The organism is Oceaniglobus roseus (assembly GCF_002869745.1).
In the GTDB taxonomy this organism is placed as follows: domain Bacteria; phylum Pseudomonadota; class Alphaproteobacteria; order Rhodobacterales; family Rhodobacteraceae; genus Oceaniglobus; species Oceaniglobus roseus.
The window spans coordinates 1-23,737 of sequence record NZ_PNOS01000052.1; the positions used below are offsets into that span (position 1 = coordinate 1).

Annotated in this window: 27 protein-coding genes; 11 read left to right on the top strand and 16 right to left on the bottom strand. The window is 70.5% G+C overall.

Annotated elements, in window-relative coordinates; translation table 11 throughout:
• From A7B20_RS19365 to A7B20_RS19375, 3 genes are all read right to left on the bottom strand, one after another.
• The coding region (locus A7B20_RS19365; protein WP_216641227.1) for a hypothetical protein at window positions 1–190 on the bottom strand (190 nt) is incomplete at its 3' end.
• Between the two features lie 100 nt (window positions 191–290).
• Complete coding sequence (locus A7B20_RS19370) at window positions 291–776, bottom strand: cytochrome b (RefSeq protein WP_157937732.1); 486 nt, start codon at window positions 774–776, stop codon at window positions 291–293.
• 101 nt (window positions 777–877) lie between these two features.
• Window positions 878–2,905 (bottom strand): M3 family metallopeptidase, encoded by a 2,028-nt coding sequence (locus A7B20_RS19375; protein ID WP_102110239.1) that lies wholly within the window; start codon window positions 2,903–2,905, stop codon window positions 878–880.
• Between the two features lie 287 nt (window positions 2,906–3,192).
• On the opposite strand from A7B20_RS19375, the gene A7B20_RS19380 reads away from it, so the two are divergent.
• On the top strand, window positions 3,193–3,519 hold the full coding sequence (locus A7B20_RS19380; protein ID WP_102110240.1) for a hypothetical protein: 327 nt from the start codon (window positions 3,193–3,195) through the stop codon (window positions 3,517–3,519).
• Window positions 3,520–3,581: 62 nt separating this feature from the next.
• On the opposite strand, the gene A7B20_RS19385 is transcribed toward A7B20_RS19380, so the two are convergent.
• The 8 genes from A7B20_RS19385 to A7B20_RS19420 all read right to left on the bottom strand — a co-directional run bounded on the left by A7B20_RS19385 (window position 3,582) and on the right by A7B20_RS19420 (window position 9,448).
• A complete protein-coding gene (locus A7B20_RS19385; RefSeq protein ID WP_102110257.1) occupies window positions 3,582–3,734 on the bottom strand; it encodes a Trm112 family protein in 153 nt (50 codons plus the stop codon).
• 23 nt (window positions 3,735–3,757) lie between these two features.
• Window positions 3,758–4,402 (bottom strand): LON peptidase substrate-binding domain-containing protein, encoded by a 645-nt coding sequence (locus tag A7B20_RS19390; protein WP_102110241.1) that lies wholly within the window; start codon window positions 4,400–4,402, stop codon window positions 3,758–3,760.
• Window positions 4,403–4,428: 26 nt separating this feature from the next.
• Window positions 4,429–5,346 (bottom strand): thioredoxin, encoded by a 918-nt coding sequence (trxA, locus tag A7B20_RS19395; RefSeq protein ID WP_102110242.1) that lies wholly within the window; start codon window positions 5,344–5,346, stop codon window positions 4,429–4,431.
• 73 nt (window positions 5,347–5,419) lie between these two features.
• Window positions 5,420–5,731: a hypothetical protein gene (locus A7B20_RS19400; RefSeq protein WP_102110243.1), complete on the bottom strand. Its 312-nt coding sequence runs from the start codon at window positions 5,729–5,731 to the stop codon at window positions 5,420–5,422.
• Window positions 5,721–6,773 (bottom strand): hypothetical protein, encoded by a 1,053-nt coding sequence (locus A7B20_RS19405; RefSeq protein ID WP_342747281.1) that lies wholly within the window; start codon window positions 6,771–6,773, stop codon window positions 5,721–5,723. Before A7B20_RS19405 ends, A7B20_RS19400 begins: the two co-directional genes overlap by 11 nt.
• A complete protein-coding gene (locus tag A7B20_RS19410) occupies window positions 6,770–7,168 on the bottom strand; it encodes a hypothetical protein (protein WP_102110244.1) in 399 nt (132 codons plus the stop codon). The genes A7B20_RS19405 and A7B20_RS19410 overlap by 4 nt, the downstream gene beginning before the upstream one ends.
• On the bottom strand, window positions 7,165–8,655 hold the full coding sequence (locus A7B20_RS19415; protein ID WP_172961065.1) for an FAD-binding protein: 1,491 nt from the start codon (window positions 8,653–8,655) through the stop codon (window positions 7,165–7,167). The genes A7B20_RS19410 and A7B20_RS19415 overlap by 4 nt, the downstream gene beginning before the upstream one ends.
• Before the next feature lie 4 nt (window positions 8,656–8,659).
• Complete coding sequence (locus A7B20_RS19420; protein WP_102110245.1) at window positions 8,660–9,448, bottom strand: exodeoxyribonuclease III; 789 nt, start codon at window positions 9,446–9,448, stop codon at window positions 8,660–8,662.
• Between the two features lie 400 nt (window positions 9,449–9,848).
• On the opposite strand from A7B20_RS19420, the gene A7B20_RS19425 reads away from it, so the two are divergent.
• The gene (locus A7B20_RS19425) at window positions 9,849–11,105 is read left to right on the top strand and encodes an MFS transporter (RefSeq protein WP_102110246.1); all 1,257 of its coding nucleotides are present in this window, start codon (window positions 9,849–9,851) and stop codon (window positions 11,103–11,105) included.
• A 3-nt stretch (window positions 11,106–11,108) separates the two neighbouring features.
• Here the strand turns inward: A7B20_RS19425 and A7B20_RS19430 are convergent, their stop codons facing one another.
• The 3 genes from A7B20_RS19430 to A7B20_RS19440 all read right to left on the bottom strand — a co-directional run bounded on the left by A7B20_RS19430 (window position 11,109) and on the right by A7B20_RS19440 (window position 13,895).
• On the bottom strand, window positions 11,109–11,693 hold the full coding sequence (locus tag A7B20_RS19430) for a DUF1190 domain-containing protein (RefSeq protein WP_102110247.1): 585 nt from the start codon (window positions 11,691–11,693) through the stop codon (window positions 11,109–11,111).
• A gap of 36 nt (window positions 11,694–11,729) precedes the next feature.
• Window positions 11,730–12,947: a glutathionylspermidine synthase family protein gene (locus A7B20_RS19435; protein WP_102110248.1), complete on the bottom strand. Its 1,218-nt coding sequence runs from the start codon at window positions 12,945–12,947 to the stop codon at window positions 11,730–11,732.
• 78 nt (window positions 12,948–13,025) lie between these two features.
• A complete protein-coding gene (locus tag A7B20_RS19440; protein WP_102110249.1) occupies window positions 13,026–13,895 on the bottom strand; it encodes an oxidoreductase in 870 nt (289 codons plus the stop codon).
• Window positions 13,896–13,981: 86 nt separating this feature from the next.
• Between A7B20_RS19440 and A7B20_RS21670 the strand changes: the two genes are divergently transcribed.
• On the top strand, window positions 13,982–14,554 hold the full coding sequence (locus tag A7B20_RS21670; protein WP_245867129.1) for a LysR family transcriptional regulator: 573 nt from the start codon (window positions 13,982–13,984) through the stop codon (window positions 14,552–14,554).
• Complete coding sequence (locus A7B20_RS21675) at window positions 14,554–14,901, top strand: type 2 periplasmic-binding domain-containing protein (RefSeq protein WP_245867131.1); 348 nt, start codon at window positions 14,554–14,556, stop codon at window positions 14,899–14,901. Before A7B20_RS21670 ends, A7B20_RS21675 begins: the two co-directional genes overlap by 1 nt.
• 107 nt (window positions 14,902–15,008) lie before the next feature.
• On the opposite strand, the gene A7B20_RS19450 is transcribed toward A7B20_RS21675, so the two are convergent.
• A complete protein-coding gene (locus A7B20_RS19450) occupies window positions 15,009–15,539 on the bottom strand; it encodes a hypothetical protein (protein ID WP_102110250.1) in 531 nt (176 codons plus the stop codon).
• Between the two features lie 220 nt (window positions 15,540–15,759).
• On the opposite strand from A7B20_RS19450, the gene A7B20_RS19455 reads away from it, so the two are divergent.
• The 4 genes from A7B20_RS19455 (at window position 15,760) to A7B20_RS19470 (ending at window position 18,998) form a co-directional block, all read left to right on the top strand.
• Window positions 15,760–16,047: a hypothetical protein gene (locus A7B20_RS19455; RefSeq protein ID WP_102110251.1), complete on the top strand. Its 288-nt coding sequence runs from the start codon at window positions 15,760–15,762 to the stop codon at window positions 16,045–16,047.
• A complete protein-coding gene (locus tag A7B20_RS19460; protein ID WP_102110252.1) occupies window positions 16,019–16,723 on the top strand; it encodes a winged helix-turn-helix domain-containing protein in 705 nt (234 codons plus the stop codon). The genes A7B20_RS19455 and A7B20_RS19460 overlap by 29 nt, the downstream gene beginning before the upstream one ends.
• 133 nt (window positions 16,724–16,856) lie before the next feature.
• Entirely contained in the window at window positions 16,857–17,765 is a 909-nt protein-coding gene (locus A7B20_RS19465) for a metallophosphoesterase (RefSeq protein ID WP_157937733.1), read from the top strand.
• 57 nt (window positions 17,766–17,822) lie between these two features.
• Window positions 17,823–18,998 (top strand): acetyl-CoA C-acyltransferase family protein, encoded by a 1,176-nt coding sequence (locus A7B20_RS19470; RefSeq protein WP_102110254.1) that lies wholly within the window; start codon window positions 17,823–17,825, stop codon window positions 18,996–18,998.
• A gap of 7 nt (window positions 18,999–19,005) precedes the next feature.
• Here the strand turns inward: A7B20_RS19470 and A7B20_RS19475 are convergent, their stop codons facing one another.
• Window positions 19,006–20,223, bottom strand: a complete 1,218-nt coding sequence (locus tag A7B20_RS19475) for an FAD-dependent monooxygenase (RefSeq protein WP_102110255.1) — start codon at window positions 20,221–20,223, stop codon at window positions 19,006–19,008.
• Between the two features lie 92 nt (window positions 20,224–20,315).
• On the opposite strand from A7B20_RS19475, the gene A7B20_RS19480 reads away from it, so the two are divergent.
• The 3 genes from A7B20_RS19480 to A7B20_RS19490 form a co-directional block, all read left to right on the top strand.
• On the top strand, window positions 20,316–21,647 hold the full coding sequence (locus A7B20_RS19480) for an amidase (protein ID WP_245867133.1): 1,332 nt from the start codon (window positions 20,316–20,318) through the stop codon (window positions 21,645–21,647).
• Between the two features lie 127 nt (window positions 21,648–21,774).
• Entirely contained in the window at window positions 21,775–22,956 is a 1,182-nt protein-coding gene (locus A7B20_RS19485) for an aminotransferase class I/II-fold pyridoxal phosphate-dependent enzyme (protein ID WP_102110256.1), read from the top strand.
• Window positions 22,957–22,967: 11 nt separating this feature from the next.
• A partial coding sequence (locus A7B20_RS19490) for a DNA translocase FtsK 4TM domain-containing protein (RefSeq protein ID WP_172961066.1) occupies window positions 22,968–23,737 on the top strand: 770 nt, incomplete at its 3' end.

Sequence of the window (23,737 nt, forward strand, 5' to 3'; positions counted from 1 at the left end):
AGCGGTCCGGCGCGATGACGGCGGCGGCGGCGGTACGGGCGTCGTTGACCGCGGCCGCCACGACCGCTGTCGCGGGGGCGTTCGCGGGCGCCCCGGCGCGCGCGGCAAAGACCGCCCCGTGGGCATAGGCGCCCCAGGGCAGGGTCAGGGCCACGAGGAGGCCGAGGAGGAGGGGACGAAGCCGGTGCATCGGCCCCTGTTGCCAGAGCCGACCCCGGAAGTCGAGACTTCGGCCCCCGCGATGCCGCTGATTTCACGGCATCGTGGGGATCGTGACGGCAGGATGCCGCTCAGAGCGGCAGGCCCATCCGTTGCAGCAGCGCGTCCTTGACGACGTAGTGGTGGTAGAGCGCGGCGACGGCATGGATCCCGGCGAGGATCATCAGCGCGTTGGCGGCAAGGGCGTGGATGTCGCCCGCCTCGTGGATGCCCAGATACCAGGCCGAGATGCCGAGGGCCGGCACCGCCAGCATCAGCAGGTAGAGCAGCCAGTGGCCGATCCGCCCGCCCTTCCGGAGCAGTTCCGGCGCCTGCGCGGATTCGGGCGGCACGCCGCGGGTCTTGCGCAGCGCGAAGCGGACCAGCACCAGCACCAGGATGGCGATGCCGACATAGACGTGGGCCCAGGGCAGCAGGCCCGTCACCGTCTCGCCCTTGTCGTGCTGGTGCAGGGCGCGGCCCATGCCGTCGGAAAAGATGTAGTTGCCGAGGACAAGCAGGGCGATCAGCCAGTGCAGGGCGATCTGCCCGTGGGTGTAGGTGGTGCGTTCGGCCATGGGGAACTCCGTGGGACAGGGATGGGACGTCGGCATACGAACGCGCCGCCGCCCCGTTTCCGTCCCTCATGGACCCCGGACCTGACCGTTTCCTGACGGGCTCAGGCCGCCTTCAGCAGTCCGCGCCCCTTCAGCAGCGCCTCGACACCCGGCATCCGGCCGCGGAAGGCGGTGTAGAGGGCATCGGCCTCCTCCACTCCGCCGACCGACAGGATGTGCCGCTCCAGCTTCTTCGCCGTCTCGGGGTCGAAGGCGCTGCCCGCTTCCTCGAAGGCCTGGAAGGCGTCGGCATCCATGACCTCGGACCACATGTAGCTGTAGTAGCCGGACGAGTATCCGTCGCCCGAGAAGACATGGGCGAAATGCGGCGTGGCGTGGCGCATCCGGATCGCGCGGGGCATCTCCAGCCCTTCCAGCACCTCGGCCTGCCGCTCCATCGGGTCCGACGGCGCCTCGCCCGAGTGGAAGTCGAGATCGACGAGGGCCGAGGCGAGGTATTCCACCGTCTGGAACCCCATGTCGTAGGTCGAGGCGGCGAGCAGGCGGTCGAGCATGTCCTTCGGCATCGGCTTGCCCGTCTCGGCGTGGGTGGCGAATTCGCCGAGCACCTCGGGCACGTCCAGCCAGTGTTCGTAAAGCTGCGAAGGCAGTTCCACGAAGTCGCGGGCGACGGAGGTGCCCGAGACGGATTCGTATGTCACGTCTGAGAGCATCTGGTGCAGGGCATGGCCGAACTCGTGGAACAGCGTGCGCGCGTCGTCGTAGGAGAGGAGCGCGGGCTTGCCCTTCGGCGGCCTGGCGAAGTTGCAGACGTTGATGACATGGGGGCGGATGTCGCCCGCCAGCTTCTGCTGCGAACGCATGGCCGAACACCAGGCGCCCGACCGCTTGCCGCCCCGCGCGAAGTAGTCGCCGATGAAGACGGCGATATGCCGGCCGTCGCGCGTCACCTCCCAGGCGCGGCAGTCGGGGTGGTAGAGCGGCACGTCCAGCCTCTTGAACACCAGCCCGAACAGGCGGGTGGCGCAGGTGAAGGCGGCCTCGATCATCCGGTCGAGTTGCAGGTACGGCTTGATCTCGGCCTCGTCGAGGTCGTGCTCCTCGGCGCGGCGCTTCTCGGCGTAGTAGCGCCAGTCCCAGGGTTCGAGGTCGCCGTTCACGCCGTCGCCGTGCATCATCGCGGTGAGGCGGGTCGCGTCGGCGTCGGCGGCGGCCTTGGCGGGCTCCCAGACCTGCATCAGAAGGTCGCGGACGGCGCCGGGGGTCTTGGCCATCTCGGTTTCAAGCTTGTAGTCGGCGAAGCTGTCGTAGCCGAGCAGCATCGCCCGCTCCTCGCGCAGCTTCAGGATCTCGGCGGCGATGGCGCAATTGTCGGTCTCGCCGCCGTTGGCGCCGCGGGCGGTCCAGGCTTCATAGGCCCTTGCGCGCAGGTCGCGGCGGGGCGAGAACTGGAGGAACGGCACGATCAGCGAGCGCGACAGCGTGATGACGGGGCCATCGGTGCCCTTCTCCTCGCCCGCCGCGCGGGCTCCGGCCACGACGAAATCGGGCAGGCCTTCCAGGTCGGCCTCGGACAGCTCCATGAACCAGCCCCGCTCGTCGGCCAGCAGGTTCTGGGTGAATTGGGTGCCGAGCACGGCGAGGCGGCTTTTCACCTCGGTCAGCCGGTCGCGGGCGTAGCCTTCGAGCTGGGCGCCCTGGCGGACGAAGCCGCGGTGGGTGAGGTAGAGGACGCGCTGCTGCTCGGGCGTGAGGTCGAGGCTGTCCTTCCGCTGCCAGAGGCTGTCGATCCGGGCGAACAGCTTCTCGTTCATCGAGATTTCCGAGGAATAGGCCGAAAGCTTCGGCGAGAACTCCCGTTGCAGCCGCTCGCGCTCGGGATTCGAGTCGGACCCGGCGAGGGTGTAGAACACCGACAGCACCTGGGACAGCTTGCGGTCGGCAAGCTCCAGCGCCTCGATCGTGTTGGCGAAGGTCGGCGCCGCGTCGTTGTCGGCGATGGCGGCGATGTTGGCGCGCGCCTCGGTCAGGGCGGCGTCGAGGGCGGGTTCGAAGGCGTCGTCCCCGATCTCGCCGAAGGGCGGCAGGCCGAAGGGGGTCTGCCAGTCTTGAAGAAGGGGATTGGTCATGGACGCGGCTCCGGTTGCTGGGGTTTCCCCGTACCTAATGGGCCGGGGCGCCCACGGCCAGTGGTAACGGGGGCGCCCGTACATACGGCGCCGGGCGTGAGGATGCGAGCGGCGCGGGAAGGTGCCGGACTCCGCCAAGCTCCGTGGGCGGCGGCGGCGCGCTGTGCTATGCTGCGAGTCGCGGCGGCCAGGGCAGGTCGGCCGCACCGCGTGGCGCGAGATCCGGAGAACCGGGCGGCCTGAGGCGCGGATGGCGAGCAGTTTTCAAGGTGACAGGACCAGATTCGATGATTTTGACGCGTTACACCGGCCACGCTCTGGTGGCCCTCTGCCTGTTCTCGGCAGCCTGCAACCTGGCGCAGGACAGCGACGAGACGGTGGCCTCGGCGGACGGGGCGATTTCCATCGACTTCCTGTCGGACCGGGCCAACGGGATCCTCTCGGCCTGCGCAAGGGGCGACGGCGCGGCCTGCGACCGGGCACAGCGCAACGCCGAGATCAGCGACGACGGCGTGTTCTCGCGGATCAACGTTGCCTGCGGGTCGGGGCGGCAGGCCTATTGCGACCTGCGGAAGGGGCTGGTGGACGCGGAACTGCGGATGCGGGGGGTCTAGGGGGCCTAAGTGGCTTCGCGGCCCGGCGGCCTCGGCGGTGACATCGCGGAGGCGACCGCGCGCTACTCCAGCGGCCGTGCCTCGTCCACCAGCATCACCGGGATGCCGTTACGGATCGGGTAGGCCAGGTGCGCGGCCTTGGAGACCAGCTCCATCCGCTCGGCATCGAAGCTCAGGGGCGCGCGGGTCTGCGGGCAGACCAGCGCCTCCAGCATCTTGCGGTCGTGCTCGGCCTCGCTCACTGCATGATCTCCTCGTTGTCGCCGCGGCGCAGGGCGAACTCGATCAGCGTCACCAGCGTCTCGCGGCGGGTCGACAGCGACGGCGCCTCGAGAAGCGCCTGCTTGTCCTCCGGCTCGAACGGGCAGAGCATGGACAAGGAATTGATCAGCAGCTCGTCTTCGGCCTCGTTTAGCGAGGCCCAGTCGGTCTTGAGGTCCTGCGCCTCGAAGAAGCGGCTGAGGAGCCTGAGGAAGGCGTCGCGGTCGAAGTCGCGGTCCTGCTCGGCCGGGCCGAGATCGCGCGAGAAGCCGTCCCAGGACACGTCGCAGCAGCGATAGGGGGTGAAGCCGCTGGTCTCGGCCGTGATGCGGAACCGCGACACGCCGGCCAGCGTGATCATGTAGCGTCCGTCCTCGGTCTCGGAGAAGCCGGTCACGCGGCCCGCGCAGCCGATGCTGTGCAGCCGCGTCTCGGTCGAGCCGGGGATGTCGCGCGGCTGGACCATGCCCACCAGCCGGTGCTGGGTCTTCAGCGTGTCGTCCAGCATCGCAAGGTACTTCGGCTCGAAGATATGCAGCGGCAGGCGCGCCCGGGGCAGCAGAAGCGCACCCGGAAGCGGGAAGACCGGAATGTTCGGGGGAAGGTCTTTGACTGGGATCATACCCGGTCAGATAGGACGCCCGCCCCTCATGCAAAGATCATCGAGGAGAGTTTTCTGCGCCCCGCCAGCGCCACCGGGTCCTTCGCCGGGAGCGATTCGAAGATGGTGAAGAGCTGCGTCTTCGCCGCGCCCTCGTTCCACTCCCGGTCGCGCCGGAACAGCTCCAGCAGCTGGTCCACGGCCCCCTGCACGTCGCCGTGGGCATGCAGCGCCTGGGCCAGGTCGAAGCGCGCCTGGTGGTTCGCCGGATCGGCCTCGACCGCGGCCTTCAGCTCGTCGATCGGCCCCGCATCCGCGGCCTGCCGGGCAAGCTGGAGCTGGGCATGGGCCGCCTCCAGCTCGGGCGCGTGGGAGATCGAGGCGTCGGCGCCGTTCAGGATGGCTTCGGCCTGGGTCAAGTCACCCATGGCGATGTGTACCCGCACCATCCCCGCATAGGCCTTCGCGTTCAGGGGATCCTCGCCCAGGATCGCGGCGAAGGTCTGCGCGGCATCGACCAGCGCGCCCTGCTCCAGCATCGCCTCGGCCGCCTCCAGCGCCTCGTCCAGCCCGCCCGAGGCGTCGCCGCCCGCGGCCTCGGCCACGCGCTTGACGAAGGCCTCGACCTCGGACTGGGGCAGGGCGCCCTGGAAACCGTCCAGCGGCTGTCCCTTGTAGAAGGCATAGACCGTGGGGATCGACTGGATGCGAAGCTGCGCCGCGATCTGCTGCGCCTCGTCCACGTTCACCTTCACCATCTTCACCGCGCCCTTCGCCTTGGTCACGGCGGCTTCCAGCATCGGCCCGAGCGTCTTGCAGGGGCCGCACCAGGGCGCCCAGAAGTCGACGATCACGGGGACGGACTGGCTGGCCTCCACGACATCGGCCATGAAGGTGGCTTCGGTCGTGTCCTTGATCAGCGCGTCCTTGGCGGCGGCATCCTTGGTCTGTCCGAATTGCAGCATCTCGGTCGGTCCTTCCACGAAAGGGGATGGCGGGTCGCGCTGTAGATGGAGCAATCGGGGGCGTCTTGCAAGGTCAGCCCTGTGGCGCCTGCGGCGGCGATTTCGGCAGCGGCAGGCAGCCGGTCAGCCCCGCGGGCAGCACCAGCGGCGCCCCGGCCGCATAGAGGGCGCGGGCGAACCCCGCGCGCGGGCCCTTCACCACCAGCCAGAGCGGGCCCGCCGCCATGATCCCGGTGTCCTCGGGCAGGCGGGCGGCGAAGCCTTCGGGCGGCAGCAGGACGACGGCGCCGGGGGCGGCGTCCGACACCAGCATGACCGCCGCCATGATCCCGATCCATCCCGCCAGCAGCAGGGGCAGGGCCAGCATAAGGCGCCTAATAGTCATGGATGTGCTCCAGCGTCTCGGGGCCGGTCCGCAACGCCCGCAGTACGTCCGCCAGATCGCGGACCTTCACCAGCCTGAGGTTGCGCACGTCGCCGAACCCCTGCCGCGCGAAGGAATGGAGCGCGCCCTCCACCGGCGCAGGCGACAGCGTCGAGACCAGGATGTCGTCGTTGCCTGCGATCTCCACGAAGTCGCCGCCTGCCTCCGCCAGCCGTTCGGCCAGCCGGGTGAAGGCGCGATAGCGCGGCGTCTCGATCTCGACCCCCTGGGGGCGCGCGCCGATCACCGTGACCCCCTCCATCGCCGCCAGCGCCTCGGGAGCCACGCCCGACACCACCGCGCGCATCGTCAGCGCGTCCGCGCCGACCTGCCCGACGGCGCCCTCGATGACCTTCGCATAGGCCGCCTTGCCCCGGTACTCGATCCCGAGGGCGAAGCGCCGCTCGCGGTCGCGGAAGGCCCCCGTCGCCGCCGCGTCCAGCGCCCGGGCATCGGCGCGGAAGTCCCAGCGGTACCACGGCACCTGCCGGAGAAACGCGGCATACTCCGCCGTCTGCCGCGCCGAGAGGTCGTCGAGCGGCGCCCGCTCCGGCCCGCGGATCCATGTCGCCACGCGCCCCGCCGTCTCCTCGTAAAGCGCCTTCAGCGCCAGCTCCGCCGTGAAGCTGACGCCGATAGTGTAGATCGTCAGCTTCGTCTCCCCCGTCGCCCCGCCATGGGCCGCCGCCGCGCGCGACAGCGGACAGAGCGCGCCCCAGAAGCCCGCGACTGCCCGCAGGAACCTGAAGTCGTGGGGATCGCCCGCGGCGATGACCTGCGCGTAATCCTCGTAGGCGTGGACGATGTGCCACTCGGGATAGGTCAGCAGCGTGCGGCTTTCGGCGCGCCGGTCCTCGGGCGGCAGGAGCGGTTCGTAGGTCTCCGCCACAGCCTCGCCCCGGCAGGCCAGTTCGACCCAGGCCACCGGCGCCAGCAGCAGCGCGGCAAGCACCGCCGCCGCCAGCAGCGCCCGGCCGAGCCAGCGGCCGAGGACGCGGATCACCGCCTGTCCAGGAACAGCCCCGACAGCAGCGCCATGCCGCCGAGGGCGAGGTGGGGCAGGTTCGCCATCACCTTGAAGTCGAAGGGCAGGTCCTGCACCCCGTACTGGAAGATCCCGAAGTCGAGGTATCCCGACCCCCAGACCAGCCCCATCGCCCCGTCCGCGAGGTAGAGCGCGCCGAACAGCAGCAGGAAGGTCCGCGCCACCTGCCGCGACACCAGCGCCCCCGCCAGCGCCCAGAGCGCCGAGGCGAGGTGCAGCGCGTCGTCGAAGAGGTCCAGCTCGAAGATGCCGAAGGTCAGCCCCTCGCTGTCGCGCACGCCGGGGATGTAGTTCAGCGCCGCCGCGCCGAGCAGGACGAGGAAGTAGACGAAGCAGATCGCGCGCAGGGTCATAGCGGCTCCAGATATCTGTCCCAGAGGGCGTTGCGGAAGCGGAGATCGGGGTCGAGCGCGCGCTTCGCCGCGGCGAACTCCGCCGCGCGCGGATAGGCGGCGGCGAACTGCGCGCCCGTCGCATGGGGGCGGTAGGGCAGGTAGTAGCTGCCACCGAGGTCCAGCACCCGCCCGATCAGGGCGCGGGTCATCCGGGCCATGTCCTCCTCCGCGCGCAGGGTCATCTCCTGGCTGAACAGCATCACCGCCGCGATCCGCGGCCCCGGCGCATAGGAGAGCCAGCTTTCGGGGTCGGGCGCCACGAAGCGCAGGGTGACGTTCAGCAGCTCCTGGTAGCTCGCCGGGATCACCTCGCGGCAGGCCCTCGTGAAATCGGCGAAGCGGTCGGGCGGCACGAAGTATTCGTGCAGGATGTCGGTGCGCCCCGGGTCGCGGTCGTCCAGCGTCACCACCGGCTCGTTGATCAGGCTGTTGCGCGTCGCCGCCCCGGCCAGCCACGGCGCGACCGCCGTCTCGGTCCACCAGCGCGCCCGCTTCACCGGCTCGTTGCCGAGCTGCGCGCGGAAGATGTGCCGCGCCGCCCGGCTCATCGCGCCCGAGCCCGCGGCGGGCGGCAGGTCGGACTGGTCGGCGGCGGGACGGTAGGAGATCAGCAGTGCCTCCTCGAAGAATCGCGCCCTCTCGACGTTGAGCCGGCCATAGGCCATCTCGACCGCCGGATCCTCCAGCGCGGCGACGAAGGCCGTGCCCAAGGCCTCCCCCGGCATCTCGGCATATGTTGCCTCCAGCCGCCGGTTCGGAACCATCTCGACCGTCAGGTCGGTGATCAGCCCGGTCAGCCCGTAGCCCCCCATGGTCATCGCGAAAAGCTCGGCGTTCTCGTCGCGCGAACAGGTGATCCAGTCGCCGTCCTGCGTCACCAAACGGATGCTTCGCACGGTCGACCCCATCGGCCCGTGGGGCACCGGCCAGCCGTGGGCGTTGACGCAGAAGGTGGAGCCGACGCCGAAGTCGTTGTTGCTTTGCATCACCTTCGGCGAGAAGCCGAGTGGATCGAGCGCCGCGATCACCTGCCCCCACCGTGCCCCCGCGTGGACGCGGAACAGCCCGTTCGCCGTGTCCGGCTCGACGAAGCCGTTGTCGCAGGTGATGGCGTGGCCGCCCCGGGGGATCGACTGGCCGCCCATGGAATGGCGCGCCGCCGAGAGGCACACGGGCCGCCCGGACGCGCGGGCCTCGTCCAGCTCATTGCGGAAGCGGTTGACCAGCGGTTCGCCCACGTCCTCGGTGACGGTGATGTGGCGGAAGACCGGCGTCTCCGACAGCCCGCTCGCGTCGTTCAGCGTGCCCGGCGCGTCCGCCGGTCGCAGCGACCGGGTGCCGTCCGGCGACGGCATCCGCGGCCCAAGGGCGCGGCTGCCCCAGGCGCCCAGAGCCGCCCCCGCCCCGAGAAGGGCCGCGCGGCGGGTGAGGCGCAGCAGGCCCATCGTGTCAGAGGTCGAAGGTCGCGAAGACGGGCGCGTGGTCGCTGGGCTTCTCCCAGCCCCGCGCCGTCCTGAGGATCCGCGAGCCGTGGGCGGCGGAGGCGATGTCCGGCGTTGCCCAGATGTGGTCGAGCCTGCGCCCCTTGTCCGCCGCGTCCCAGTCGGGCGAGCGGTAGGACCACCAGGAATAGAGCCGCCCGTCGGGAATGTCCGCCCGCGTGACGTCCACCCACCTGCCGGCCTCCTGCGCGGCGCCCAGATGTTCCACCTCGACCGGCGTGTGACTGACGATCTTCAGCAGCGCCTTGTGGTCCCAGACATCGTCCTCGCGCGGCGCGATGTTCAGATCTCCGACGAGGATCGACCGCGCGGGCCGCTCGGCATGGAAGGCGTCGCGCATGTCGGTGAGATAGTCTAGCTTCTGGCCGAACTTCTCGTTGATCTCGCGGTCCGGCTTGTCGCCGCCCGCCGGGACGTAGAAGTTGTGGATCACCACGCCGTTCTCCAGCTGCCCCGCGATGTGGCGCGCGTGGCCGAGCCCCGCGTGGTCCAGCGCCGACACCTCCCGCAGCGGCAGCTTCGACAGGATCGCGACCCCGTTGTAGCCCTTCTGCCCCCGCGCGACCATGTGGGTGTAGCCGAGCGCGTGGAACGCCTCGCGCGGGATCAGGTCGACCGGCGCCTTGCATTCCTGCAGGCAGAGGATGTCGGGCGCCTCGGTCTCCATCAGCTGCGCCACCAGGCCCTCGCGCAGGCGGACGGAGTTGATGTTCCAGGTGGCGAGGGTGAAGGGCATCTGTCTCTGGTCCGGCGTCAGGGATTGGCTGGCCGGTTATGGACCGGATCGGGCCCGCGCCGCAACGGGGCGCAACCTCGCCCTGCCTCATGCGCGCAAGACATCGGGGCGGGTTCCGGTTTCCTCGAGGAAACCGGACCATTTTCCTTGAGGAAAATGGCTTGCGACGACAGGCCCGACTTCGGGGCGGGGCCGGTTTTCTTGAGAAAACCGGAACATTTTCCTTCAGGAAAATGGCGCCCCGGTGGAGGTGGAGGGGAAGGCCGGAGAGGGCGGATGCCTCCGGCGGGAGTATTTTCGGCAAAGAAGAAGCAGCAGGCTCCGCTATGCCGTCCGGTCGGCGCGCGGGGCGGGCTGGCGGCGATGGACGGGGCGGCGGTCCCGCGGTAGCGTCGCGGCCATGCTTCTGGTGCGCAACAGGAATTTCCGGCTGTTCTGGTCGGCGGCGGCGGTGTCGAACCTCGGGGACGGGGTGTCGGCGCTGGCCTTTCCCTGGCTGACCTCGCTTCTGACCCGCGACCCGGTGCTGATCGGCGCCGTCGCCGCGGCCGGTCGGCTGCCCTGGCTGCTTTTCGCCATTCCCGCCGGGGTCGTGACCGACGCGGCGGACCGGCGGCGGCTGATCGTCGGCGCGGACCTCGTCCGACTCGTGCTGACCCTCGGGATCGTCGCCCTGGCGCTGTCGCTGCCTGCGCTGCCAGCTGGCGCCGATGCCGCCGGGGCCGCGGGGCCGGTGGCGGCGCTGGCGGCCATCGCCTTCTGCCTCGGCGCGGCGGAGGTGCTGCGCGACAACGCCGCGCAGAGCGCGCTGCCGTCGCTGGTGCCCCACGGCGACCTCGAAGCCGCCAACGGGCAGCTCTGGACGGCGGAAGAGGTGATGGGCCGCTTCGTCGGTCCGCCGCTGGCCGGGCTGCTGATCGCCCTCGCCGTGCCGGTGCCCTTCCTGGCCGACGCCGCCACCTTCGCCCTGGCCGCGGCGCTGGTTTCGGCCGTGGCGCTGGCCCCGAGGCCCGCGCCGCGCGCGAACCGCGGCTTCCTCGCGCGGATGGGGGAGGGGATGCTCTGGCTCTGGCGTCACCCGGCGCTGCTCTATCTCGCCGTCTTCCTCGGCGTGGTGAATTTCCTGTCGGCGGGCACGCTGGCCCTGCTGGTGCTGGTCGGGCAGGAGATCCTTGGCCTCAGCCCCGCGGGCTACGGGCTGCTTCTGACCTGTGGCGCCGTCGGCGGCGTACTGGGCGGCCTGGCCGGGCCCGCCCTCGCCCGGCGCTGCGGCGCGCGGGCCTGCGTCGTCGGCGCGCTTCTGGCCATGCTGGCCGAGCCTGCCGCCGTCGCCTTCGGGGCCTCCGCGCCGGGCGTCGCGGCGGGACTGGCGACGAGCGCCTTCGGCGGCATGGTGTGGAACATCGTCACCGTGTCCTGGCGGCAGCGGATGATCCCCGATGCGCTGCTGGGTCGGGTGAACAGCCTTTACCGCTTCTTCGCCTGGGGCGGCATCCCGCTTGGCGCGCTGGCGGCGGGGGCGATGGGGGCCTGGCTGGCGCCGGAGCTGGGCCGGACCGAGGCCCTGCGCGCGCCCTACCTGCTGGCCACCGCCGCCTTCGCCGGTCTCGCGCTGCTCGCCTGGCCGACGCTGCGGTTCCGCGCGCCGCGGCCCTGAGGCTCAGCCGCCGACGCCGAAGCCCCTTGCGCCGCCGGTGCGCCCGAAGCCGCCGCGGGTTCCGGTCGTGGTCTTGGTCATCGGCGCCTTGCCGACGGTGGTCGGCGGGCGGGAGAAGGCCGAAGGGGACAGTTTCGCCGTACCGCGGTTGGAGGAGTAGGTCGAGGTGCCCCCCGGCGTCGTGAACCGTCCGTCCTGGGTGCGGTACATCGGCTGCGCGCCCGCCATTCCCCGGCCGCCGAGAAGGTTGCCGATCAGGTAGCCCGCGAGCAGGGGCATGAAGATGCTGCCCGATCCGCCGTTGCCGACCTGCTGCGCCTCGCTGCCGCAGGCGCCCTCCCCGTGCTGCTCCTCGCAGACGGCGAGGCTGTCGTAGCGCGGCGCCGTTTCCACATGGAGCTGCTGCGCCTCGGCGAAGGCCGTCTCGCACTGCTCGATCGTCAGCAGCCCGCCCGTGTCGGCGGCGTCCTTGCAGCTGGCGAGGTCGGGATAGGCCTGGGCATCGACCTGTTCCTCCTGGCAGCCCGCCAGGGTGAAGGCGGCGGCGCCGAGCAGCGTCAGCGCGACGGAGCGGGAGCGGGGTCTCATGGGCGATCCTTTCGAAACGTCTGGGGGCGGGCGTCGTCAGTCCCGGATGAAATGCGGCTTGAAGCGGGAAAGGTCCTGGGTGATGCGGCTGCGGTCCTCGCGCAGGCCCATGCCGACGCAGGTCCCGCCGACGATCCAGGCGCCGATGACGGGGCGGAAGCCGTCGAACTCCGGCAGCGGGTGGTAGGCCTGCACGATCCGCGGATGGCCGCCGTACCCGGCATCGCCCACCCGTTCGGTCTCCTGCCCGTCCTCGACGATCCTGACCGAGGCGCCCTCGCGCGAGAACAGGGGTTTCGTGACGTGGCCCTGCGCCAGCCTGTCGCGCGCCTGCGCGAAGCCGGGCATGGGCGAGGATCCGCGCCCGGCCAGCGCCTCGGCCACGTCGGCCTCGAAGAAGGCGGGCAGGAGGTTCGGGTGATCCGGGAACAGCTGCCAGAGCACCGGCAGGATCCCCTTGTTCGAGAGCAGCATCTTCCAGGCCGGTTCCAGCAGCAGGCAGCCCGAGGTGGCGATGTGCTTGGCGAAGTCGTCCTGCAGCATGTCCTCCCAGGGGTAGAGCTTGAACAGCGTGCCGATCACCCGGTCCTGGTCGTCGGTGAACTGGCCCTCGTCGCTGATCCCGATCTTCTCAAGATCGACGTAATGGGCGCCGAGCCCCGCCTCGCGCGCGGCCCAGCCCATGGCCTCGACCGTGGCATAGTCCTCGGGGTTGCCCGCGATGGCGGCGAAGTGCAGGTCCTCGGACGGGCGGAACACCGCGCGGAACCGTTCGACCAGCGCCTCGTGGATGCCGTTGAACTGGTCGTCGCCCGGCTCCAGCACCCCGGCGCCCAGCTGATCCTCGAGCCAGGCCCACTGGAACGACGCGCTCTCGTAGAGCGAGGTTGGCGTGTCGGCGTTGTATTCCAGCAGCTTCGCGGGGCCGGTGCCGTCGTAGGCGAAGTCGAACCGGCCGTAGATCTCGGGCTCGCTCCGTTTCCAGCTATCGGCGACGAGGTCGCGGTAGGGCTCGGGGATGGCGAGCCGGTCCATCAGCCGTTCATGCGTCACGACGTGGGCCACCGCCTCGCGGCACATGGCGTGCAGCTCGGTCGCGGGATCCTCGATGTCGTTCTCGACCTCGGCGAGGCTGAAGCGGTAGGCCGAGGTTTCGTCCCAGTAGGGTTCGCCGTGCATGTCGAGGAAGGTGAAGCCCACGGCCTCGGCCTTCTCGCGCAGGTCAGGACGTTCGGGGAGGGGGATCTTCTGCATGGCGTCCTGTCGGATTGGTCGACGTCACACATAGGTGCGGCGCCCCGGGAGCGGAAGGGACCGGGAGCGCCCTGGCGCTCAGGCCGCGGCGTGCAGCGCGTCGAGCCGGGCCAGCGTGTCGGCGTCGAAGCCCAGGGCCGCCGCGGCGACGTTGTCGCGCAGGTGGGCGCGCTTCGAGGTGCCGGGGATCAGCAGGATGTTCGGGCTGCGCTGAAGAAGCCAGGCCAGCGCCACCTGCTGCTTCGACCGGCCGAGCGCCGCGGCCACCTCCTCCAGCCCCGCCGACTGGATCGGGGAGAAGCCGCCGAGGGGAAAGAACGGGACGAAGGCGATGCCCTCGGCGGCGAGGCTGTTGATCAGGGCGTCGTCGGCGCGGTCGACCAGGTTGTACTGGTTCTGGACGCAGACCACCGGCGCGATGCCGCGCGCCGTCGCGACCTGTCCGGCGCTGACGTTGCTGATGCCGATGTGGCGCAGCAGGCCTTCCTCCTGCATCCGGCGCATGGTCTCCATGGGCGCGGCGATGTCGTCTTCCGGTCCGCCCATGCGGAGGTTCACGATGTCCATGGCGTCCACGCCGAGGCGGCCGAGGTTGTCCTCGACCGACCTGCGCAGGAAGTCCGGGCTGCGGTCGAGGTTCCAGTTGCCCGCCTCGTCCCGCCAGGCGCCGATCTTCGTCACCAGGGTCAGGCCTTCGGGATAGGGGTGCAGCGCCTCGCGGATCAGCTCGTTCGTGACGTGGGGGCCGTAGAAGTCGCTGGTGTCGACGTGGTCGATCCCGAGCGCGACGGCCTCCCTCAGCACGGCGCGGCATTCGTCGGGGTCGGCGGGCGGGCCGAAGACGTGGGGCCCGGCCAGCTGCATCGCGCCGAAGCCCATGCGGTTCACGGTGATGCCGGTGCCGGGAAAGGTGAAGCGCCCGGCGGCTTTCGGATCAAGAAGGGTCATGGATCGTCTCCTGTGTCTCTGTGGGACAGAAGATATCCGTTCGGCTGATCTGGAAAATCGGGCCCCGGCCGAATAGGCTGCACGCCATGGCGAACACCGATGACCTGCCCCTCGACGATCTTGCCGTCTTCCTCGCGGTGGCGGAGACCGGGGGGTTCCGCGCCGCGGCGAAGCGGCTGAACCGCGCGCCCTCCACAATCAGCGACACCGTCGCCCGCGTCGAGGCGCGGCTCGGCACGCCGCTTCTCACGCGCAGCACCCGCGCCGTGCGGCCGACCGAGGCGGGGCAGGCGCTGGCCGCCCGCCTCGCGCCGCTGATGACCGAGGCGCGCATCGCGCTCGAGGATGCGGCCACCGCGGCAGGGGCGGTGCGCGGGCCCTTGCGGCTGAACGTGCCGAAGGCGGGGATGCTCGACATCCTGCCGCCGCTGATCGACCGCTTCCTCGACCGCTATCCCGAGGTCACGGTCGAGATCCTGGTCGAGGACCGCTTCGTCGATACCATCGCCGCGGGGTGCCACGCAGGCATCCGCTACGACGAGTCGCTGGAGCCCGACGTGATCGCCGTGCCGATCGGTCCCCGGCGCCAGCAGGCGCCCTGGCCGCCGCGCCCGCCTATCTCGACCGCCGCGGCGCGCCGCGTCATCCCCGCGAGGTGATGGAGCACGACTGCATCCTGATCCGCTTCGCCAGCGGCGCGCTGGTGCCGTGGGAGTTCGAGCGGGGGGCGGAGAGCCTTGCCCTGAACCCGCCCGGCCGGCTGATCCTCAGCGCCGCGGCGGCGGAGACGATGATCGCCCATGCGCTGGCGGGGCGGGGGCTGGTCCAGTGCTTCGGCAACTGGCTGGAGCCGCATTTCGCCGACGGCAGCCTCGTTCCGCTGCTGCAGGACTGGTGGCCCGACTTCTCCGGTCCGCGCCTCTACTTCACCTCGCGCTTCATGCCCGCGCCGCTTCGGGCCTTCGTCGACATGCTGGCGGAGGAGCGGCGGGCGGAACGCGGATAAGGGCAGGAGGCCGATGGCCCCCTGCCCCCATGTGCGGCGACAGGGCGGAGATGTGCGGATAAACCCCGCCGCCGCGTCTCGGAGGGCCCGGAGCGGGCCCGTGTTCGTCAGCCGCGGCGCCAGCCGTAGCGCTGCAGGCAACCCGGCTCGAAACCCGTCACCCAGCCGCGGTCGCTGCGCAGGGTCTGGGCGCATTGCTGGGGCAGGCGGTTCGGATGGCGCATCGACCGGCTGATGCAGCGCGCGCCGAACAGGGTCTGCGCCCCGTGGCGGTTGTAGATCGTGCGCAGGCACGAGGCCGGGACGGTCCGCTGGTCGCGGTCACGCCAGTCGTGGCGGTCGTGGTGCTCGTAGCGGGGCTTGTCGTGGCGGGGCAGCCGGTAGCGCGGCTGCTGATAGACCGGCGGCACCGGGCGGCGCCAGTCGTGGACCGGGACGGCCGCGGCGTTGCGCTCGCGTTGCTTCTCGCGGTTGATGGCGAGACCGATGATGGCGACGGTGGCGGCACCGGCGAGGATCCGGGCCAGCTGCTGGTTGCTGTTGTCCTGGGCCTGCGCCGGGGTGGCGGCGACAGGGCTGAAGGCCAGGGCGGCGGCCAGTGTTGCAGTCAGTGCGGCGGCGGCGAGGGAGCGGAACATCGGGCGGTCCTTTCTTGGCTGGGGCGTCTGGAAGGGGCAGGGCGACGGGCGCTGCCTCGGGATGCCCTCAACCTGGGACCGGACCGGCAGGACAGGCAATAACGCCCCCCCGCTATCCGATAACCTTCGCCCAAACCCCTGTGGTTATTGAATGTCTCGCCTTTTCGCGCCAAGGTGCACGGGACGTCGTGAACGCCCCCCGAACCCCCGGTGCCCGCCCATGTCGCGCCTTTTCCTCTCCGCACTCCTGGCCCTGACGCTCTCCGCGACCTGGGCCGAGGCCGCCTGCTATGCCGATTACAAGGCCAAGCGGGACAATCCCCTGCGCCTGCATTACGGTGTGATCCAGTTGCCCGAGGCCGCCTGTTCCAAGCAGGCGGCGGCGGGGGTGATCGCCCGGCGGATCGGGGCCGACGGCTGGCAGCTTCTGACGGTGGTGTCGGTCTTCGACGACAGCGGGCTACAACAGAGGAAAGCCAGTGCCGGCCAGTTCTTTCTCCGCTACTGACATCCGCCGCTCCACCCAGCGCTTCGTCGCCTTCGGCATCGCCGCCATCGTCGCCATCCTCCTCGGGGCGGCGGTGTTCCTGTTCCTGAACCTGCCCGACGCCAACGCCTTCAACGCGCGGGTGGAACAGATCTTCATCGACAACGATGCGCTGACCTCGGGCGCCGACATCCAGCTGCTGGAAATCCTCGCCCAGTCCGGCACCACCTTTTCCGAAGTGCTGACGAGCTATCGCATGGTGATCTTCGTACTGCTGGTCTTCGCCGCCGCGCTGCTGGTGGCGACCCTGGTGTTTCTGCTGGTCATCATCGCCCTGAACCGCCGGATGGGCGAGATCCAGCGCTCGGGCATCCAGGTCGCGTCGCTGCTGATCTCGCGGGGCGAGCGCACGGTCTATCTGAACGACATGGAGTTCAAGCTGACGGAGGCGGCGATCGAGACGCTGTCGGTGCTGGCCGAGGCGCGCATGGACGACGAGGTGCTGTCGGGCGCCGAGATCGAGGCGATGATCTCGGGCCGGAACGCCGCCGACTGCGACGAGGCGGCGGGCGCGACCCGCATAAAGCGGCTGCGCGACACGCTCGGCAACCAGATGGTGAGCGAGCTTCTGGTGAAGAACATCGCGCGCCGCGGTTACATGCTGTCGATCGACAAGGGCGTGATCCGCATGATGTAGGTCGCGATCCCGCGCGATTCGGGACCGGTGCCGCGGCATGATTTTCGGAACCGGCGCTACGGATCCGGTCTTATCCCCTGCGTCCCGGGCTGATAGGCCGGGCCAGTGCCGTGTCGGACCGGAAGGGCAGCCCATGACGGATCCCGTGCCCCCGAACCTGCCCCCGGTCCCGTCCAGAGGGCTGTCGGACCATGCGCAGCAGCGGCGCGGTCTGCGGCGTGTCTTCGTGGCGGGCGGGAAGCCGGATTTCGTCCACTACGACATCATCGATTCGCGCTGGCTGGGCCCGCCGCTCCAGATCGCGGCGCTGTCGGATTTCCACACCATCACCCCGTGGATGCGCCCCGCCGACCTGCGCCGCACCGTCGACCTGGTCAATGCCATGCCGCTCGACATGGTGGTGCTGCTCGGCGACTACATCTCGGCCCGCCCGACGCCGGGCTGGTACGGCCGGGTCGAGGAGACGGCAGAGGAGCTCGCCCGGCTCGAGGCGCCGCTCGGGGTCCACGCCGTGCTCGGAAACCACGACTGGCGCGACGACGACCTCGCCCGCGCCACCGACTACCGCGAAAGCGCGGTGCTGCACGCGCTCAGGGCCGAGAACATCCCGGTGCTGATGAACGAGGCGGTCAGCCTCGATCACCAGAGCTATCCGTTCTGGCTGGTCGGCTACGACAGCCAGCAGGGGCACCGCCACTGGAGGGACGGCACTGCCCGTCACGATCCTGACACGGCCTTCCGCGACGTCCCCCACGGCGCGCCCGCGATCCTGCTGGCCCACGAACCCGACTGCTTCGCGATGAACGAGACGCGGGCGATGCTCCAGCTCTCGGGCCACACCCATGGCGGGCAGGCGAACTTCTTCGGCTGGCGGCCGCTGACGCCGTCGGAATATTCCGACCGCTACGCCTACGGCTACGTGAGGGAACATGCCCAGCATCTGGTCGTGTCGGGGGGCATCGGGTACTCTCACGTACCGCTGCGCATCGCGGCGCCGCCCGAGGTCACGCTGGTGACGCTGCGGGGCAAGGGAGCAGGCTGAGCCCGGGGCGGTCGCATGGACCGGCGCGGAGCGGACCAGATCAGACGGGAAGAAGACATGGACGACATCGTGATCCTCTCCGGCGCGCGCACCGCCGTCGGCACCTTCGGCGGGGCGCTTGCGGGCACGCCACCCATCGACCTCGGCGCAACCGTCGCCCGCGCGGCGTTCGAGCGGGCGGGCGTCGAGGCCGGGCAGATCGGCCATGTCGTCTTCGGCCACGTGATCAACACCGAACCCCGCGACATGTACGTCTCGCGCGTGGCCTCCATGGACGCGGGCGTGCCCGAGACGGTTCCGGCGATGAACGTGAACCGGCTTTGCGGCTCGGGGATCCAGGCGATCGTGTCGTGCATCCAGGCGCTGGCGCTCGGCGATGCCGACTATGCGCTGGCTGCCGGGTCGGAGTGCATGAGCCGTTCGCCCTTCATCCTGCCGCAGGCGCGGTGGGGCCAGAAGATGGGCGACGTGAAGGCGCAGGACATGATGCTCGGCGCGCTGAACTGTCCCTTCGGCACCGGCCACATGGGCGTGACGGCGGAGAACGTCGCGCGTGAACACCAGATCAGCCGCGAGGATCAGGACGCCTTCGCGCTGGAAAGCCAGACCCGCGCCGCCCGCGCCATCTCGGAAGGCCGCTTCGCCTCCCAGATCGTGCCGGTCGAGGTCAGGAAGGGCCGCGAGAGTTTCGCCTTCGACAGGGACGAGCATCCGAAAAGCACGACATCGGAAGCCCTTGCAGGCCTGCGGCCGGTCTTCCAGAAGGATGGCACCGTGACGGCCGGCAACGCCTCGGGCATCAACGACGGCGCGGCCGCCTTGGTCCTTGCCCGCGCCGACGCCGCCGGGAAGGCGGGCCTGACCGCGAAGTTCCGCATCCTCGGCTACGCCCATGCCGGCGTCCGCCCCGAGGTCATGGGCATCGGTCCCGTTCCCGCCGTCCGCGCGCTGCTGGAGCGCACGGGCCTGTCGGCCGACGACTTCGACGTGATCGAGAGCAACGAGGCCTTCGCGTCGCAGGCCCTTGCCGTGACGAAGGAACTGTCCTTCGACCCCGCGAAGGTGAACCCGAACGGCGGGGCCATCTCGCTCGGCCATCCCGTCGGCGCGACGGGGGCGATCATCACCGTGAAGGCGATGTACGAGCTGGAGCGCACGGGCGGCAGACGCGCCCTGATGACCATGTGCATCGGCGGCGGCCAGGGCATCGCGCTGGCCATCGAGCGGGTCTAGAGCGCCTTCAGAGAGGGCGGCCCTGCAACAGCTTCGGGACGTCGCCGGTCAGCCCGGCGGCCTCCCGGATGAAGCCGCGGCGCAGCCCGGGCATCGCGTTGACCGCGCCCATGCCAAGGTCGCGCAGGCCGCGAAGCAGCGGATTGTCGTTCGAGAACAGGCGGTTGAACCCGTCCGTCACCACCGCCAGCGCGGTTGCGTCGAACCTCCGCCAGCGCTGGTATCGCTCCAGCACGTCGATCCGGCCGATGTCCTCGCCCCGCCGCCGCGCCTCGCCCAGAACCTCGGCCAGCGCGGCGATGTCCTTCAGCCCCGCGTTCAGACCCTGCCCGGCGATGGGGTGGACGGCATGGGCCGCGTCGCCGCAGAGCGCGATGCGCGGCGCGACGAAGCGGGTCGCGAGCGACAGCGCCAGCGGATAGGTGTGCCGCTTCCCGGCCAGCGCGATCCCGCCCAGGAAGTCGCCGAAGCGCGGGCGCAGCAGGGCCAGATAGCCCTCGTCGTCCAGCCCGTTGATCCTTCGCGCGTTCTCCGTCCGCTCGGTCCAGACGATGGACGAGCGGTTGCCAGTCAGCGGCAGGATCGCGAGCGGCCCCTCGGGCATGAAGAACTGGTGCGCGATGCCGTCGTGCGGCTTCTCGTGCGACAGGGCGGCGACCAGCGCGCTCTGCCCGTAGTCCCAGCCGGTGTGGCGGATCCCGGCGCGCTCGGCCGTGGCCGAGTGCCGCCCGTCGCAGCCGACGAGCAGCGCGGCGGACAGCCCTGTGCCGTCGTCCAGCGTCACCGCCACGCCATCGTCCCCGGCCTCCTGTGCGACGACCTTCCGACCCCGGAACAGCGTCACCCCGTCCAGCGCGGCCGCGAGCGCCGGACGCAGGTGGCGGTCCTCGGCCATGTGGCCCATCGGGCCTTCCTCGATCTCGTGGTGCGAGAACTCCAGCACGAAGGGGGAGGGGCCTTCGCCCGCGCGCCCGTCGCTCACCTTGATGTCGAGGATCGGCTGCGCCGTCCCGGCCACCGCCCCCCAGACCCCGAGCGCCTTCAGCATCCTGACGGACGCTAGCGACAGGGCATAGGAGCGGCCGTCGAAATCACCCGAGTCGTCGGCCGTCCCCGGCGCGGGGTCGACCATCGCGACCGTGAACCCGGCCGAGGCGAGGGCGATGGCGAGGGTCGAGCCGTTCAGCCCGCCGCCCGCGATGACGATGTCGAAGCGCGTTTCCATGACCGATGCATATGTCCCGGCGCGGGGCATTGTCCATGCGCCCCGCTGCCGCTAGCACTGTCGCACCGGGTGCGGATGAAGGGGCAGGGACGATGGGCAAGGACTGGCTGACGATGACGGCGGCGGACCTCGGGCGGGGGATCGCCGCGGGCGAGATCGGGCCGGTGGCGCTGACCGAGACCTATCTGGACGCGATCGAGGCGCACGCGTTCACCCCCCGCATCTATGCCCGCACCACTCCCGACCGGGCGCGCGCCGAAGCGGCGGCGGCGGAGGCACGGGCGAAGGTCGGCCGTCGTCTCTCGCCGCTCGACGGCGTGCCGATCTCGTGGAAGGACCTGTTCGACACCGCGGGCGTGGCGACCGAGTCGGGCTCGGCCTTGCTGAAAGGCAGGACGCCCGAGCGCGACGCGCTGGTGCTGAGGAACGCGACGGCCATGGGCACGGTCTGCCTCGGCAAGACGCACCAGACGGAACTGGCCTTCTCGGGCCTCGGGATGAACCCCGTCACCGCCACCCCGCCGAACGTGAACGACCACGACGCGGTCCCCGGCGGCTCCTCCTCCGGCGCGGCGACCAGCGTGGCCTTCGGGCTGGCGGCCTGCGGGATCGGGTCGGACACCGGCGGATCGGTCCGGGTGCCCTCGGTCTGGAACGACCTCGTGGGGCTCAAGACCACCTCGGGGCGGTTGTCGCTGGAGGGTGTCGTGCCGCTCTGCCCGCGGTTCGACACCGTCGGCCCGCTCTGCCGCTCGGTCGAGGACGCGGCGCTGATGCTGGCGGCGCTGGAGGGGCGGCCGCCGGCCGACCTCGGCGCCGCGACGCTGAAGGGCACGCGCATGATGGTGCTGGAGACCTCGGCCCAGGAGGATCTGGACCCGACCGTTTCGACGGCGTTCGAGGCGGCGGTGGCGAAGCTGACGGAGGCGGGCGTGCGGATCGAACGCCGCGAGATCCCCGAGGTGGCCGAGGCGATGGCCCTGTCGCCGCTCCTTTTCGCGCCCGAGGCCTATGGCGTCTGGGGCAAGGCGATCGAGGCCAACCCGGACGCCATGCACGACCAGGTGCGCGAGCGGTTCCGCGGCGGCAGGGACGTGACCGCCTCGGACTACATCGCCGCCTGGCTGACCGTGGACCGCTGCCGCGCGGCGTACCTCGAACAGACGGCGGGGTTCGACGCGGTGCTGATCCCGACCTGCCCGATCCTGCCGCCGAATCTGAAGCGGCTGGAGACGGAGAAGGATTACTTCGTCAACGCCAACCTGATGACTTTGCGAAATACGCGGATCGGCAACCTGATGGGGCTGGCGGTGCTGGCCCTGCCGACCGGCGTGAAGTCCACCGGGATCAGCCTGATGGGGCGGCCCTTCGGCGAGGAGCGGCTGCTTCGGCTCGGGCGCGCGGCCGAGGCGGCGCTGGCCTGAAAGTCACAGGAAAGTCACAGGCCGCCGGGCAAACCGCTGAAATGCCCGCGTTGTTCTGGACCCTGCGCGAAGCGCTAAGCTATCGTCGCGCCAAAGGGGCGGCACGACCCCGGACTCTGAGGCATAGATGATTTTTCCCGAGCGGTTCTCGAACCTGCCTGAGTATGCGTTTCCGCGTCTGCGGATGCTGCTGGACGCCCATGCGCCCGGCGGCGACGTGATTCACATGACCATCGGCGAGCCGCGCCATCCGTTCCCCGACTGGATCACCGACATCATCGTCGAAAATGCGGCCGGATTCGGGAAATATCCGCCCAACGAAGGCACGCCCGAGCTTCTGGAGGCGATCGGCGGATGGATCGCCCGGCGCTATGGCGTGACGCTGGACGCCCAGTCGCAGGTGATGGTGCTGAACGGCACGCGCGAGGGGCTCTACAACGCCGCGATGGCGCTGTGCCCCGAGCCGAAGGGCGGCCGCAAGCCGGTGATCCTGACGCCGAACCCGTTCTACCAGGTCTATGCCGTGGCCGCCCTGTCGGTCGGGGCCGAGCCGGTCTATGTCCCCGCGACCGCGGCCACCGGGTTCCTGCCGGACTACGGCGCGCTGCCGAAGGACGTGCTGGAGCGGACCGAGATCGCCTATCTCTGCTCGCCCGCCAACCCGCAGGGCGCCGTCGCCTCCTTCGATTACTGGGCCGACCTGATCCGGCTGGCCGAGACGCACGATTTCCGCATCTTCGCCGACGAGTGCTATTCCGAGATCTGGCGCGACAAGGCCCCCGCCGGCGCGATGCAGGTGGCCCACGAGATCGGCGCGGATCCCGAGCGGGTGGTGATCTTCCATTCGCTGTCCAAGCGGTCGAACCTGCCCGGCCTGCGCTCGGGCTTCGTGGCCTCGGGGCCGGAGACGATGAAGCGGCTGCGCCAGCTGCGCGCCTATTCCGGCGCGCCCCTGCCCCTGCCGCTCCAGAAGGTGGCCGAGGCGGTGTGGCAGGACGAGGCCCATGTCGACGCCAGCCGCGAGATGTACCGCCGGAAGTTCGACATCGCCGACGAGGTGTTCCGCGGCATCCAGGGCTGCGGCGCGCCCGAGGCGGGCTTCTTCCTCTGGCTGCCCGTCGAGGACGGCGAGCAGGCGGCGCTGAAGCTCTGGAAGGAAACGGGGGTCCGGGTGCTGCCGGGCGCCTACCTGTCGCGCGACACGGGGGGCGACAACCCCGGCCGCGGCTATATCCGAGTGGCCATGGTGGCCGAAGAAAAAGAAATGCAGCGCGGGCTCGAGCAGGTCCGCGACTGTCTCATGACGTGAGGAACAGGTAGATGGCGTATCAGACCCGGCACCGCGACCCGCTTTTCGACAGCGACACCCAGGCCGCGCTTGAACGGCGCGGCAAGGAACTGCTCGGGATGACGCTGATCGGGGCGGGCCTGGTCGTGGCGCTGATGCTCGGATCCTACGTGCCCGACGATCCGTCGTGGTTCGTGGTGACGGACCAGCCGGCGCAGAACCTGCTGGGCCGGTTCGGCGCCTCGGTGGCCTCGCCGCTCTACAACATCGTCGGCTGGGCGGCCTGGGGCTTTGCCGTAGTGTTCCTGGCCTGGGGTCTGCGCTTCCTTCTTCACATCGGCGAGGAGCGGGCCAGCGCCCGGCTGATCTTCGCGCCGCTCGCCATCGCGCTGGGCGCCGTCTACATCTCGACCCACCAGCCGCCGGTCGGCTGGGCGCATTACTTCGGCCTCGGCGGACTGTTCGGCGACACCATCCTCGGCGCGGTGCTGGGCGTGGTGCCGGTGCAGGCGACCTTCGGGCTGAAGATCATGGCCTTCTTCATGGCCATCGGCACCGTCGCCATGGGCCTGTTCGTGCTCGGCTTCACCATGCCCGAAGTGCGGGCGATGGTGCTCTTCGGGCTGAGAAGCGTCGTGCGCTGCTACGACATGACGATGTCCGCGCTGGGCTATGGCGCGGCGGGGCTGGGCCGCGGCGCGGCGGCGGGGCTGCGCGCGGCGCAGGACGCAGGGCAGACCCTGGCCGAGCGGCGCATGGCGGCGCGGGCCGCGGCCGAGGAGCAGGCGCGCCTCGATGCCGA